Genomic DNA, 14,335 nt, shown 5'->3' on the forward strand with positions numbered 1-14,335 from the left:
GGCTAAAATTGTAACTCTAAAGGCAATTTCACTTCAACACTTACACCTTCCTCCTTGTCCTTCATGGTGAAACTACCGTTTTTATTTTTTAATTGGTTCATTATTTCGATTCGGCTTTTGGTAATTTTTAAACCCATGGACTTTTCTGAGGTAATCATACCAATAGATTTCTTTCTTCCAACACCATTGTCATCTACCACACATATAAGAAATTCCCCATCACTGTGTATATGAATTTTTAATTTACCCCCTTGATTTTTAGTTGACAGACCATGCCAAATACTGTTTTCGATAAAAGGTTGTAGTATCATAGGTGGAACGAGGGTGTTTTCCAAATCAATATCCTCCTCCACTTTCAAAACATATTCAACAGGATATTTTAAACGCAAAGACTCAATTTCAATATACATACGCATGAGGTCCAAGTCTTCTTCTAACGAAATCCATTTCTTATTGGAATTTTCTAGAATGGCCCTAGTCAGTTTTGCAAACTTCATTAAGTACAGCTCCGCTTTGGCAAAGTCGTTTTTAGACATATAATCCCTAATGGAGTTAAAAGAATTGAATATAAAGTGCGGATTCATTTGTGATCGGAGAGCCTTGAGTTCCGTTTCGGAAACCTGGGCATTGAACTCCGCATTTTTTTTCTGCGTCAGCGCATCTCTTCTTTTCTTATACAGCACAAAGCCTACAGCTGCCATGAGGCAAAGTAGCACTCCGGAAACCAGTAGTATTCTATTGATGGTGTGTTGCTTTTTTAGCTCCGCTTTGGCAACGGCTTGTTCCTTTTCAAAATTGGCGGTTAATTGGGCCTTGTCCTTTTCGTATTCGTATTTAGCCTCTAAGCGGGCAATCTCTTCCGTCTTGTCCGTAGACATAAAACTATCCCTTAAAACCGCGGCGTTTTCCTTACTTGCTAGGGCTTTGCGAAACTTACCCTGTTCTTTATAAACCTTGGATAAGGCATTATTGGATTCAAATTGGAGATTTATGGCCTTTGCCTCTTCTGCATTATTCATGGACTTCTGGTAATAGTTTTCAGCCGTCTGCAAATCCCTTGCATTACCCTTGGCCTTAAAAAGACGGTAATAACAATCACCTAAATTCTTTTGTACTATGGATAGGTTATTTTCATTATCTAGGTCTTGATAAATTTTCTGGGTCTTTATAAAGTAGGGAATCGCTTTTTCATAGGCTTTATCTTCTACATATGCGATACCAATATTGGTAAGCGCACTGGCCATTCCCCGTTGGTTTTGATTTTTTTCCATAATGGAAAATGCCTCTTGATACAAAACCACAGCTTTTTTGGTATTGCCATTTTCAGTGCTCAATCTTCCTAAATTGGTCAGAGAATTGGCTTCACCTTCCTCAAAACCAATTTTTTTATATTGTTCTAAAGCTATTTTTTGAAACTCTTCCGCCAACTCCAATTTTTCCAACCGGGCATAGAGCAACCCTATGTTGGAATTGATATTGGCATACTCTAAATTATCCTGAAGTTTTAAGTCTTCGTAAATCATCTTAGCTTCCAAATAGGCATCTAAAGATTGTGGTAATTGGGAAAGATACATGTAATTGATACCGATGCTATTAAGCATCTTGGCCATTAAAAAGCTGTCTTTCTCTTTTTTGAAAACCTCGTACGCTTGTCGGTTGCAGTCATTCGCCCTTAAATAATCCGCGCGGTTAAAATATACCAGACCCTTATTATAAATGAGCCGAGCCATACCACTTTCATCCTTATTCTTTTTTCTAATTTCAGATGCCTGTTCATACATATTAAGGGCGAGGGAATCTTTACCCAAGGCGCTATAATTATGTCCTTTATAAGCGTAGGCCGTTGCTATTTTATTGGAATCGGACAATTGTTGAGCAAGGGAAAGGGCTTCTTCGGAAGATGCAATACCCTTTAGGGGGTCAATGGAGTAATAGAGATAGGTTAATTCTGTAAGTAAATTTAAGCGGAGGGTATCTTGACCGGTATGTTTAGCTAATTCCAATTGTATGGAATCTATCTGCCTTTGCTGGGAATACAAAAACTGCGCAACAACCAAAAAGAGGGGAACCCAATAATATCTCATTGACGATACTAACTGTAAATTTTTATTGGGGGAAGGTAAATTTAACTAAACACAGAGGAGTAAACTATTTTTTTTGGAAGTAAAATGTCAATTATTTGCTCCAATAACAAAGTTTAGCGGTTTAAAAAATGAAAAACGTTCAATTAGAAAGTACCAACGTTCATTTATAATATACCACACTCAATAATTACAAATAGCTTGACATTGGTAAAACTCTTATTTTCACTGGAGCTATAGGGCCCTTACTCTGACTTTAGCCCAAATTGTTATTGAACCTAAAGTACCGTAAAAGTTATATTTTTCCAGTAAATAGAATCCAATTTAATAGTAATGATAAACCGCCAACTTATGAGAAAACCACTACGTTATTTAACCATTTTAGCATCTGTACTTCTATTTTCCGCTTGCGACCAAGCCGAAGATATCAAAGAATCTTTTGACACCCTGGAATGCGCCAACCTACTTATTAGAATAGATGAAGAATGGGATAAGGATGACCCTGATTGCTCGGATATAAAATCGGATATTGATAAAATACTAAAATCCTGTAGTGAATTTTTAAGCGAGGAAGACAAGGCACAACTAAAGTTCTATCAAGATAATTGTAGTGACGATTAAGTAATATTTTGTTTTCAACAAATCCACCCTACCTAATGTACAAAGCTTTTTCCATTAGACCACTTCTTTGTTTGCTGTTGTTTTACTTTTTGCTTGCCTGCTCTGAAAGTTCCCCGGGCGATGATAGCCTGCCTACTCCTACCCAAGAGGAAGAGATAAATAACGAGGATTCTGAAGAAGAAGAAGAAGAAAGTGATCAAAATGAAACTGAAGACGATTCTCAGAATGAAACTGATGAAGAAGATGGAAGCGAGCAAAATGAAAATCCGGATAGTGATGAGGATGGCAATGCTGAAGATCAAGGAAATAGGATAGAATTAAGCGGCGATGAAACATCAAAAGTAGGAAACGAATTGGTCGTTGGGCATATAGCTGTAGGACTTACCCAGGTTACCGGTAATGAAAGAACGGTAATTTTAAGTGATGTACATACGCCTATTGGAGAAGACGGACCTGAACCACAGGATGTGGAAAATAATTTTATAATTGTTTGTCTAGACCTTGGAGACCAAGCAACGGAACAAGCGGACAGGGCCCTTTCCATAAATATTTCCGTGGATGGAAACGATTATAAATACGCCTGTGCTTCACCTGCGGCGGGTACTTTTATAGAATGCGGTGATGATTTTAGCATTGATTTTGAGGAAAAGGAAATCGTTTTTATAGAGACGACAGTTGTTAATACGGACAATAACAATATGATAACGTTGTCGGGTACCGTTAAATGGACCGATTAAATCTTAAATTGGCTTTATGCCCCCAAAGAATTAAATCTCTTTATTTTTACACCTAATTTCCTAACTAAAAAATAAGAACTTTTGAAAATGAAAAAGACACTGTTGTTTCTTTCCGTTATGTTTTGCTTTACCTCGTTGGTAAAAGCACAAGAATTTCAGGTTGGTACCAACGCCATTAATGTGGGTGTAGGTGTTGGCGGATATTATTATGGATATAATGTATCTGACCAAAGTCCGGTTTTTAGCGTAAGCTATGAGCGTGGTGTTTGGGATGTTCCTGGCCCTGGTGTGGTAAGCCTTGGCGGCTATTTAGGCCACAAAAGGTTTAGCCGAAACGATAATTTTGATGACTACAATTGGTCCTATACCACTGTTGGCTTTAGAGGTGCTTACCACTACACAGGTTTTGAAATAGACAATTTGGACGTATATGGAGGCGCAATGCTTTCCTATCGCGTCTATGGCGGAGATGATTATGAAGATTACAGAAGTAGACCTGGAGCATCTGCCTATGCGGGGGGTAGATGGTACTTTAACGAGCACATTGCCGCCTTTGCAGAAATTGGTTATGGCTCTGCTTATCTAACTTTGGGAGCTACTTTTAGGTTCTAAAAATTATAGATATAAAAGAATATAAAAAAGCCTTTTCGATGAACTATCGGGAAGGCTTTTCTTCTTTCAGGGCATTGGCAATCATCTTGTTCCAGTAAATTTGCTCTTCCCTGTTTCGGCTAAAGTTGGTTTCCCGGTCATACTTATTCTGATAGAGATAAAGCTCCTTCAGCAATTTTTGATATATATCCTTGACTTCTTCCTTAATGTTTGCGGTAAATTTCCCTTCTGCCAGCCTTTTTCTAAGTTTTCTGGCATACAGTTCAGAGATATCAAAATGTAACTGCTCATGGCTTAAAATAAGGGAATCTACCATTTCGGGACGGTACCAAGACTTTTGTGGATAAAACTCACACCCTACTTCAAAATCAACAAACCATTGACCGTTTTTCTCGTGTGTTGAAAACCTATAGCTAATACTGCTAGCCGTAGTTGCCGCAGCCCATTCGGTCTTTAGAAATTTACCTTTAAAATCGCTCCATTCCAATTTTCTATCCGCGCTCCATGGAATGACTTCCTCCTGACCATAACCCGATACCGAGCATATCAAAAGCAAATAAAAAAACAAGATTCTTGTCATAGGTAAAAAATTGGCTTAGAAACAATAAACCCCAACAAAAACCGCACCGTTTAGGTTAAAGTTCCCAGTGATAGGTCACCACCCTTTCAATATCTGGGTGCAGGCTGTAATGCACTGGGCAGGTATTGGCAGTATGCTCCAAAATCTTTCTATTCTTTTCAGACACATCTTTGGGAAGCATAAGCTTGGCTTCAATCTTCGAAATCCTACGTGGATTACTTTCCATATGCTTGGTAATCTCCACCACGGAATTGTTCAAGTCTACTTCCAAGCCCCTTGCTTTTATCCCCATAACCGTAATCATACAGCTTCCGAATCCAGTTGCAACGGTATCGGTAGGCGAAAAAGCTTGCCCAAGACCATTATTGTCCACGGGAGCATCGGTTATGAATGTATTTCCAGACCTAATATGCTCACAGGTAGTTCTTAATTCTCCCGTATAGGTAATTTTTGATGTCATAGTGGATTTAATTAAAATGGACTTTCTTTACCTTCCCTTTTACTATTTCAATTCCTTTATCCGAAGGTCTTCAATGGTCATGATATAGGAGGACTGATTAAAATAGCCCGAAGGACCTTTTCGTTCGTAATCGAACTTATTACCGGAATATGCCGTTTCCCCCACAAACTTACTTGCCTCGATCAGATTGTTTTTAAAAGCAAGTTTTAATAACAGATCAAATGTTAAATCGAATCCGCGAACAGCATATCTATCCGGTACACTACCAAACTTACGCTCATATCTTTGGGAGAAAGAGTTGTTCTCTGGTAACTTATAAACCGAAGGATAAGTAAATTTAATGTTGGACAAATGGGTATTTGAAATCACCTCGTTTTCAAAAGCCGAATTTTTGTTGGTGGAAAACAACCTCAATTGAATTCTTTCGCGCTTGGTGTTGTCCGGGTTTTTCAATGCGTTCTGAAAGGAGTTAAGTATAGAAGTTACACTGGAAACCAGCTTAAAATTTTCCGTTTCCAGGAACACCCAGTTCTCCACTTCATCACTTAGCAGCTGCCTAAGGCCATCAATATTCACACCAATATTTTTTTCTTCCTCAATAACCTTGGCCGACTTAGCATCCGGAAACTTTTGAAGAATGAAATTCTTTATTTTAGAACTAGCAGAATCCGCAATGATAATGATGTTTTGATCATCATGCTTATCCATCATATAATCCAACATATGGTCTCTAAGAACATCTGTAGAAGTATAAGAATAGAACACATTGGACAAACTAAGATCACTTTCCGCAGGAATAGGGGCTATTACCGGCACCTGTTTGTTGCTGGCCCTAACCGCCGTTTCCTTTAAGGACGCTAAATCCAATGGACCAACAATGGCACTTGTAGTGGATAAATTTTCTTTTTGCAATATTTCCTTTGTTTTTGCAAGCTGAAGCTGATTGTCAAATGTCTTGACATTGACGGACACTCCTAGGTCTGCAATGGAATCCAAAGCAACCAAAGCACCAGAATAAAGCCCAAGACTGTATTTTAAGCTATTTCTTTTATCAATGGTATTAGCCACTTCAGACTTGTCAGAAAGGTCTAAACGGTCTAACCTAAATGGCAAAAGGAACATTATTTCCGGTCTGTTGGCAACATCAATGCTGTCTATAAGATTGATTTTATCCAAAACCAATGAATTTCTTACCTCAAAATCACCTTCCTGTTCTTTGGGCAGCTTAAGTACCATTCCCGCTTTCAATCCTTCTTTTAAATCTGGATTAAGTTGTAATAATTCCTCATAGGAAATCCCAAATTTACGGGTAAGGGAGAATTCTGTCTGCTTCGGTTTAACTTCATAAAAATTGAAGTTGTCCGTATTCACCTCGCCAGCGTCCAATTTTTTTTGTGGTATTCTTATGACCATCCCCTCTTTCAAACCTCCTTTTTCTGTAATCTCCGGATTCAGGCGTACTATCTCATCCGGTTCCACACCGTACTTTTGCTTCAACTGAAAGAAGTTCATTTTTGGAGGAACGGTATAGGATAGGTACAATTGGGTCTCCTGATTTTCAACCGTACTGCCCGGCAATTTTGGCATTTTAAGCTCTTGCCCCGCCGCCAAATAATTATTGGCCTTGCTAAGTTCTGGATTAAGAACCAACATACTATCAATGGTTATCCCGTATTTATGCGCAATGCTCCACCGGGTTTCCTTGGGTGCTACCGTATACATCTCAAAATCTCCCTCATTGCCCCCCAAAGTTTCATTGGTTCTTCTGTACTGGGGTATTTTCAAGGTCATTCTTTTATCTAGCTGACTCGAATAAAGTTCAGGGTTGTACTTTTTAATATCTTCCTCAGTGATATTAAAGCGCCTTGAGATGCCATAGAGGGTCTCTTTTTTACGGACCTTATGGGATGTAAAACTGATAGGTTCCTCCTGAGTTGATTTCTTGATTTCCCCACCACCATTTGAGGCGACACCTGTACTTTTTGGAATTACCAAGATGGTATTGGGCCTTAAATCATCTCCCTGCTTAATTTCCTTGTTTAGCTGAAGAATAGAGTACTGCGTAACATTGTATTTCTCGGCTACACTCTCCAACGTTTCCCCTTTCTCCACGGAATGCGTCGTAAACTTCTGGGCCTTACAGCCAGAAACCGAAACGGCAAAAATTATAAGCAGTAAAAATCTTTTTATGAAGTGATTCATTTTATTCCCATTCTATTGTTGCCGGTGGCTTTGAGCTAATATCATAGACTACTCTATTTACACCTGGCACTTTATTTATAATATCGTTTGATGTTTTTTGCAAAAACTCGTAGGGTAGATTTACCCAATCCGCGGTCATACCGTCTGTACTTTCTACCGCTCTCAAAGCTACACATTTTTCGTAGGTGCGCTCATCTCCCATTACCCCTACACTATTTACGGGCAAAAGCATGGCTCCGGCCTGCCAAACCTTATCATAAAGTCCCCAATCTCTCAATCCTTTGATAAAAATATGGTCAACTTCCTGTAATATTGATACTTTCTCTGCCGTAATATCCCCTAAAATTCTAATAGCTAGACCTGGGCCGGGAAATGGGTGCCTTCCCAAACGCTCGTCACCGATCGCCATACTTTTTCCTACCCTTCTAACCTCATCCTTAAACAGCATTTTTAGGGGCTCTACCACCTTTAGCTTCATAAAGTCCGGCAGACCGCCTACATTATGATGACTTTTTATAGTTGCTGATGGGCCACCTGTTGCCGAAACGGATTCGATGACATCCGGATATATGGTTCCTTGGGCCAGCCACTTGGCATCTTCCACCAAATGGGCCTCATCATCAAAAACTTCAATAAATACCCTTCCAATGGTCTTTCTTTTCTTTTCAGGGTCACTTTCGCCCTTGAGGGCATCCAAAAAACGTGCCGAAGCATCCACTCCCTTAACATTTAGGCCCATTCCCTGGTACTGCTCCAATACTTCTTCAAACTCATTTTTACGAAGCAAGCCGTTATTTACAAAAATGCAATGCAAATTTTTACCAATAGCCTTGTGAAGCAATACGGCAGCAACGGTTGAATCTACCCCGCCGGACAAACCAAGAATTACCTTTTCTTGGCCAATTTTCTTTTTAAGTTCCGCAACGGTGATATCCACAAAGGCATCCGGCGTCCATGTTTGTTCTAGGCCCGCTATTTTCACCAAAAAGTTCTCCAAGAGCTGCTTTCCGTCCGTAGAATGATAAACTTCCGGATGGAACTGGATAGCATAGGTATCTTCATTTTCCAATTTATAAGCTGCATTTTCCACATCATGGGTGCTTGCCAAGACAGTAGCACCTTTTGGCAAATCTTTGATGGTGTCACTATGGCTCATCCAAACCTGACTTCCCTCCGAAATGGATTCAAAAAAGGTCTCACCATCTTTAATATAAGAAAGATTGGCCCTACCGTACTCTCTAGTATTGGATGGTGCTACTGCCCCACCACCAAAGTGGGCCAAATATTGCGCCCCGTAACAAACGGCCAATAAGGGTTTCTTCCCTTTGATCTGCGACAGATTTGGATGGGGAGCATCCTCTGCCCTAACAGAAAAAGGAGAGCCTGAAAGAATTACAGCCTTGTACTTTTCCAAGTCCTCAGGCAGATTATTATAAGGTTTAATTTCACAGAAAATATTGAGTTCCCTAACCCTTCTTGCAATGAGTTGTGTGTACTGGGAACCAAAGTCTAGGATAAGTACGTTGTTTTGCATGGCCAAAAATAGGAAATTCCCATTTCTCAAAAAGCCTCTTGGGGCATATTTATATCAGGTTTTTTCAACTACAAGGTTAGAGCAATACTTAACAAAAAGAATCGCAATAATATTAAAAAGACACTAGAGATTGTCTAAAGTAAAGTTTGAAATAAACCTTGATTTGATAATAGCCTAGCACATGAAAAAATCGGTTTTCAAAAAAATTTTTATTAATCGCACAAACAGTGTAACCTCACAACAAATTTAAACTAAAAACACAGATAAGTGCACTTAAAAAACTGGATTTAAATTAATTAAATCAATTCCTACAAACATAAAAACCCCAACTATTTATCATACCATCAGCACAATATACACCTTTTAATTATAACCTGAAGTCATAAATGAAAGGAGCTAGAAAAGCCTGTAAAAAGTAGTTGATACAGCAAAAAAGAGTCCGGAGGAAGTAATCTTAATGACTGGCAGATTCCAAAAAAACATTAGGCTAGAAAAAAGAAAAGCCCGGGCTACCAAACCCAGGCTTTACATCAAAATCAAAAAACCAACCTAAACACATAAACTAATTCAAAGAATTAAATCTTTTTCTTAGCAATTTATATCTATAACATCCCTCTGGTAAAATACCCTACCCGAAAAAGAACTTTTTTCTAATTTTATCTAAAACTAATAGTCATGACACAACATTTTTGGTCTGAGCTAACCGAAGAACTCAATAAAAGCGTAACAGAAAAAGACCATGCATTTAGGTTTGCCACTTTAGGTACTGTGGGGAATGAACGGCTTGCAAGGCTGCGAACCATTGTTTTAAGACATGTTAACGAGCATCTGAACCTTGTTTTTTACACGGACAAGCGCTCAAAAAAAGTACTTCATATCAAAGAAAACAACCGAGTTAGCCTGCTTTTTTACCATCCGGAACTTTTACTGCAGCTAAAAATTGAAGGCCTGGCATATATCTTAAAGGATGAAGAGGCTAAAGACAGCTACTGGAACCATATAAAAGAGAATAGCAAAAGAGACTACACTACACATAAAGCTCCCGGTAGTGAAATAAATAACCCGGACCAAGTTGAGTACTTGAGCGGCGACCATTATTTCTGTGCCATAGAAGTGGAACCTTTTAAAGTTGAGTATCTAAAACTAAAAAGACCCAACCATATTAGGGTTAGATTTTCAAAAGAAAATGATGAATGGAACGGAGAGTTTTTAGTACCTTAAACCTTTAAAATTGAGAATTTTAAATCCAACGGCTTAAAGGCTTTCAACAACATAGGAACCAGGTCTTCACCAAGTTCCAAATAAAGTTCAGAGAAGTTTAGGGTGCGTTCCTGCAAAGAACCATTTGGAAAAAGTTCATTTTGAATTTCACTCATTCTACTTACCTGATCCTTTAGTTTTCGCTTTTGAGCTTTTAACAATCTTTTTTCTAAATTATCCAACCCCTTTTTTTGTTTGACTTCTTGGGCTTTAACGGCCCCAAGAAACGACTTATCGGTCTGCTTCGCCAATTCGTATAAACCTTGGAATTGCTCTTCCAGCTGTTTTTTCTGAGGAGAGAAATCAATGTCAATATTAGATATCTCCCTAATTTTTTTGTTGATAAAACTACTACGCTTTAGAAATAAATCGGCCACCCTTAGATTCATTTTCTGTAATTTTTCATCTTGCTTCTGACTGATGACCAATGCGGAATTTCGAAGTAACAAAATGGGAAACGGCACTTTCATACCATCAAACATAGACCTTAACTGCAGCCAATACGCTATTTCGCCTCCTCCTCCAATATAACATAGATTGGGCAAAATAACTTCTTGATACAGGGGTCTAGCAATCACATTTGGAGAAAAACGTTCTGGATGTGCCACCATCTCCTGCTTTAGCTCTTCCTCGGTAAACTTCATATCCGTGTCCAGTACATGGAACACTCCATCTTGTTGTACCAAGCGCGCCCTGATAGCATCCTTTAGATAAAAGTAATTGATTTCCCTTGGGTTGACCTGTATACCGTAATTGGACTTCAATTGTTCAATTTCGGCAATGGTATTAGAAACCTCTTTATGACCTAATTTCTCAAAAATATCTTTTTGGGCATATGGTACAAGTAGGGTTTTAAGATTTACATCATCCCCGTCTACAATAACCAAACCATATTCCCCAAACAGTTCATTAGCCAAGTACCTGGTAGCTTTGGCAAGATTATTATGTTCTAAATAAGCCTTTTCAAATAAGTCCTTTAAAGTTTGGGCATTCTTGCTGTTGCCCAGCTGATCGGATAACGTTTCAAAAACATCTTCAAGGCCTGTATTTTCAAATGGACCTACCGCTCCCGTTCTTCCATCTCCCGGATTCCATTGAATCTTCTTTCCCTTAAAATTAAAGTAGTTAATTTCCTCAAAATCATGATCCTCCGTAGCCATCCAATAAATAGGGACATAATTATACTTTGGATACGCCTTTTTCAGTTCCAAGGTCAGATTTATGGTAGACACAATTTTATATAAGAAGTATAAAGGCCCGGTAAAAAGGTTTAATTGATGCCCCGTAACCACTGTAAAGGTTATAGGCTCCTTTAATTTTTTAAGATGCGTCTGTGTGGCCTCACTTAGTTGAAACCCCTCATATTGCTTTTGTAATGAGGAATAAAGGACTTCTCGGTTCTTTTCTGGAAAACTCTCCGCCTTTTCCTTTATCTGAGCTTCAAAATTAGCCAAATTGGGATACCGATTGTAAAATGGTTTAACCTCTTCTTTTTCAGCTACATAATTACAAATAAAATCCGAAAAGTATCCGGTCTGGTTAAAAGGTAAACAGTCAATATCCATAGAGGTGTAAATATAAAACAGTTCACCATTAGGTCTTCCTAAAAAATCGTTAATACGTTTAACCAAAATATATGCCTATAATGGAACGTAAAGCCCTACTTCTTATAATAATCACTAGATTTGAGTTGCTTACAAATCCTCTTAAAAGATACAGTCTTTAATAGGGTGCTAACTAAAGAAAATGCGATTAAAATTACCTTTCCTGCTCATCCTGGCGCTTTTTTTAGGCGCACTTACATTTGCACAAAATTTTAAAAGCCCTGCAGAATTTCTGGGCTATGAAATGGGCGAAAAGTTCACCCGCCACCACAGAGTGATGGACTATTTTGAACATTTGGGAGAAACCAATGCTGACCGTGTTCAATTAATGGAATACGGTACCACTTATGAAGATCGGCCTCTAATGCTTGCCTTTATCTCCTCCGCGGAAAATATGGCAAAACTAGATGAAATACGTCAATCACATATTGCCAATAGCAATGGACAGGGCAATCCCGAAATAGCCATTGTTTGGATGAGCTACAATGTACACGGTAATGAAAGTGTTAGTACAGAAGCATCTATGCAGACTGTCTACGAATTGCTAACAACAAAAAAGGAATATCTGGAGAATACCGTGGTTATTGTTGACCCCTGTGTAAATCCTGATGGCCGGGAACGTTACGTAAACTGGTACGGTCAATATAAAAACAGTACACATCAAGTAGACCCCAATAGCAAGGAACATCATGAACCTTGGTTAAACGGTAGAGCAAATCATTACATGTTCGACCTTAATAGGGATTGGGCTTGGCTTACCCAAAAAGAGAGCCAGCAACGCCTTAAAATTTATAATAAATGGTTGCCCCACGTACATGTGGATTTTCATGAGCAACAAGTAGACAGCCCCTATTACTTTGCTCCTGCCGCAGAACCATTTCATGAGGTAATCACCAATTTCCAAAGGGATTTTCAGGTAACCGTAGGTAAGAACCACGCCAAATATTTTGATGCCAATGGTTGGTTTTACTTTACCAAAGAGGTTTTTGACCTTCTTTACCCCAGCTATGGAGACACCTACCCCACCTATAATGGTAGTATTGGCATGACCTATGAGCAGGGCGGTAGTGGGCGCGCCGGGTTAGGTATCGTGACATCATTGGGAGACACCTTAACTTTGAAAGACCGTATTGAGCACCATAGAACAACAGGCCATTCCACATTGGAAATTGCTTCCAAACATGCAAAAAAACTAAATGAGGAATTCAAGAAATTTCATCAAAGCAAGGATTATAAATACAAAAGCTATGTTCTTAACGGAAAAAAGGACAAGCTAAAAGCGTTAACAGATTTATTGGATTTACATGAGATTACCTACGGTAAAGCCAATTCTGGCTCAATACGAGGGTTTCATTATACCACCGGAAAGACAGGTACACTTAGAGCAACTGAAAAGTCCATTGTTGTTCCTGTGGACCAAAAGAAAGGCACTTTGGTCAAGGTTTTGTTTGAACCCAAAGCCAAATTGACCGATAGCCTCACTTATGATATTACCGCCTGGTCCTTACCTTACGCTTACGGACTAGACGCCGTTGCTACTGAAAACAGCATAAAGTACGAAGCTATCGTTGATGGGGAAAAAGTCAATACTAACACTGATTTATCCGATGCTTATGCCTACATAGCCCATTGGAACAGTTTTAGCGATGCCCAGTTCCTCTCCCATTTACTAAAAAATAAAATTAAAGTAAGGTTTGCTATGAAGCCCTTTACGCTTGATGGCCAGAAATACCATAGAGGTTCATTGATTATCACTAAATCTGATAACCAAAATAACCAATCATTTTTGACAACCCTGTCCACCGCGGCCAAAACATACGACAAGGAGATAACCCCTACAAATACGGGATTTGTAGAAGCCGGAAAGGATTTTGGTTCTTATTATGTGCAGATGGTTCCCAATTCAAAAATTGCCGTCTTATCCGGAAATCCCACCTCAACCCTAAGATTTGGTGAAGTATGGCACTTTTTTGAACAACAATTGGAGTATCCCGTTACCATTTTGGACGAAAGCTATTTTGACCATGTAGAGTTGAGCGAATATGATATTCTTGTTTTACCTGATGGTGAGAGGTATGGAAATTTTCTAACAGATTCCATTTCTGAAAAAATAACAGAGTGGGTTTCCAACGGTGGAAAGCTTATTGCTATGGGTGGAGCCCTAAAATCTTTTGCCAAAAACAAATCCTTTTCCTTAAAAGCAAAGAAAATGGTGGAAGACAGTACTCTAATTACCCCAAATTTTGATTACTCTCAAAGGGAACAAATCAAGGAGGAAATAACCGGAGCCATATTTAAAACTCATGTGGATACAACACATCCTTTAGCCTATGGTTATGATGATATTTACTTTTCCATGAAACTTGGTAGCGATTCCTATGACTATTTAGAGAAGGGAACCGTAGTATACCTAGATGAAAATAACGTTGATCCAGTTTCCGGTTTTGCCGGTAGTGAAGCGAAAAAGAGAATTGGCAACTCCATGATTTTTGGTTCTTTAAATCATGGAAAAGGGCAAGTTGTTTTTATGGTAGACAATCCTTTGTTCAGAGGTTTTTGGGAAAATGGGAAACTATTTTTTGCAAATGCCCTTTTTATGGTCAACTAGCATATTTAATCAACTTTACGGTAACATTACAGTGTT

11 protein-coding genes are annotated in these 14,335 nt (G+C 38.8%); 5 read left to right on the forward strand and 6 right to left on the reverse strand.

Translation table 11 applies throughout. From position 1 onward, the window contains the following. Window positions 1-2: 2 nt before the first annotated feature. A complete protein-coding gene (locus tag IL355_RS12345) occupies window positions 3-2,084 on the reverse strand; it encodes a tetratricopeptide repeat-containing sensor histidine kinase (protein ID WP_192462423.1) in 2,082 nt (693 codons plus the stop codon). A gap of 348 nt (window positions 2,085-2,432) precedes the next feature. Here IL355_RS12345 and IL355_RS12350 point away from each other — a divergent pair, with 348 nt between their 5' ends. The 3 genes from IL355_RS12350 (at window position 2,433) to IL355_RS12360 (ending at window position 4,051) form a co-directional block, all read left to right on the forward strand. Continuing rightward, window positions 2,433-2,702 carry a hypothetical protein gene (locus tag IL355_RS12350; RefSeq protein ID WP_192462424.1) on the forward strand — a complete coding sequence of 90 codons (270 nt, stop codon included), beginning with the start codon at window positions 2,433-2,435 and terminating at the stop codon, window positions 2,700-2,702. A 35-nt stretch (window positions 2,703-2,737) separates the two neighbouring features. After that, entirely contained in the window at window positions 2,738-3,439 is a 702-nt protein-coding gene (locus tag IL355_RS12355) for a hypothetical protein (protein WP_192462425.1), read from the forward strand. A gap of 87 nt (window positions 3,440-3,526) precedes the next feature. Further along, on the forward strand, window positions 3,527-4,051 hold the full coding sequence (locus IL355_RS12360) for a hypothetical protein (protein WP_192462426.1): 525 nt from the start codon (window positions 3,527-3,529) through the stop codon (window positions 4,049-4,051). A gap of 43 nt (window positions 4,052-4,094) precedes the next feature. Here IL355_RS12360 and IL355_RS12365 read toward each other — a convergent pair whose 3' ends face one another. From IL355_RS12365 to guaA, 4 genes are read right to left on the reverse strand one after another with little or no spacing between them, the layout of a single operon-like run. Then, window positions 4,095-4,631: a DUF922 domain-containing protein gene (locus IL355_RS12365; protein WP_192462427.1), complete on the reverse strand. Its 537-nt coding sequence runs from the start codon at window positions 4,629-4,631 to the stop codon at window positions 4,095-4,097. Window positions 4,632-4,686: 55 nt separating this feature from the next. Continuing rightward, the gene (locus tag IL355_RS12370; protein ID WP_192462428.1) at window positions 4,687-5,091 is read right to left on the reverse strand and encodes an OsmC family protein; all 405 of its coding nucleotides are present in this window, start codon (window positions 5,089-5,091) and stop codon (window positions 4,687-4,689) included. Between the two features lie 42 nt (window positions 5,092-5,133). Then, complete coding sequence (locus IL355_RS12375; protein WP_192462429.1) at window positions 5,134-7,293, reverse strand: PBP1 and LysM peptidoglycan-binding domain-containing protein; 2,160 nt, start codon at window positions 7,291-7,293, stop codon at window positions 5,134-5,136. A 1-nt stretch (window position 7,294) separates the two neighbouring features. Then, window positions 7,295-8,827: a glutamine-hydrolyzing GMP synthase gene (gene guaA, locus IL355_RS12380; protein ID WP_192462430.1), complete on the reverse strand. Its 1,533-nt coding sequence runs from the start codon at window positions 8,825-8,827 to the stop codon at window positions 7,295-7,297. A gap of 675 nt (window positions 8,828-9,502) precedes the next feature. Between guaA and IL355_RS12385 the strand changes: the two genes are divergently transcribed. Next, window positions 9,503-10,048: a pyridoxamine 5'-phosphate oxidase family protein gene (locus IL355_RS12385; protein WP_192462431.1), complete on the forward strand. Its 546-nt coding sequence runs from the start codon at window positions 9,503-9,505 to the stop codon at window positions 10,046-10,048. Here IL355_RS12385 and bshC read toward each other — a convergent pair. Then, complete coding sequence (gene bshC / locus IL355_RS12390) at window positions 10,045-11,652, reverse strand: bacillithiol biosynthesis cysteine-adding enzyme BshC (protein WP_192462489.1); 1,608 nt, start codon at window positions 11,650-11,652, stop codon at window positions 10,045-10,047. The genes IL355_RS12385 and bshC overlap by 4 nt on opposite strands. A gap of 181 nt (window positions 11,653-11,833) precedes the next feature. On the opposite strand from bshC, the gene IL355_RS12395 reads away from it, so the two are divergent. Further along, window positions 11,834-14,299 (forward strand): M14 family metallopeptidase, encoded by a 2,466-nt coding sequence (locus IL355_RS12395; protein WP_192462432.1) that lies wholly within the window; start codon window positions 11,834-11,836, stop codon window positions 14,297-14,299. The last annotated feature ends 36 nt before the right edge of the window (window positions 14,300-14,335 follow it).

Origin of the sequence: Euzebyella saccharophila (genome assembly GCF_014855495.1) — a bacterium.
GTDB classification, from domain to species: Bacteria; Bacteroidota; Bacteroidia; order Flavobacteriales; family Flavobacteriaceae; genus Euzebyella; species Euzebyella saccharophila.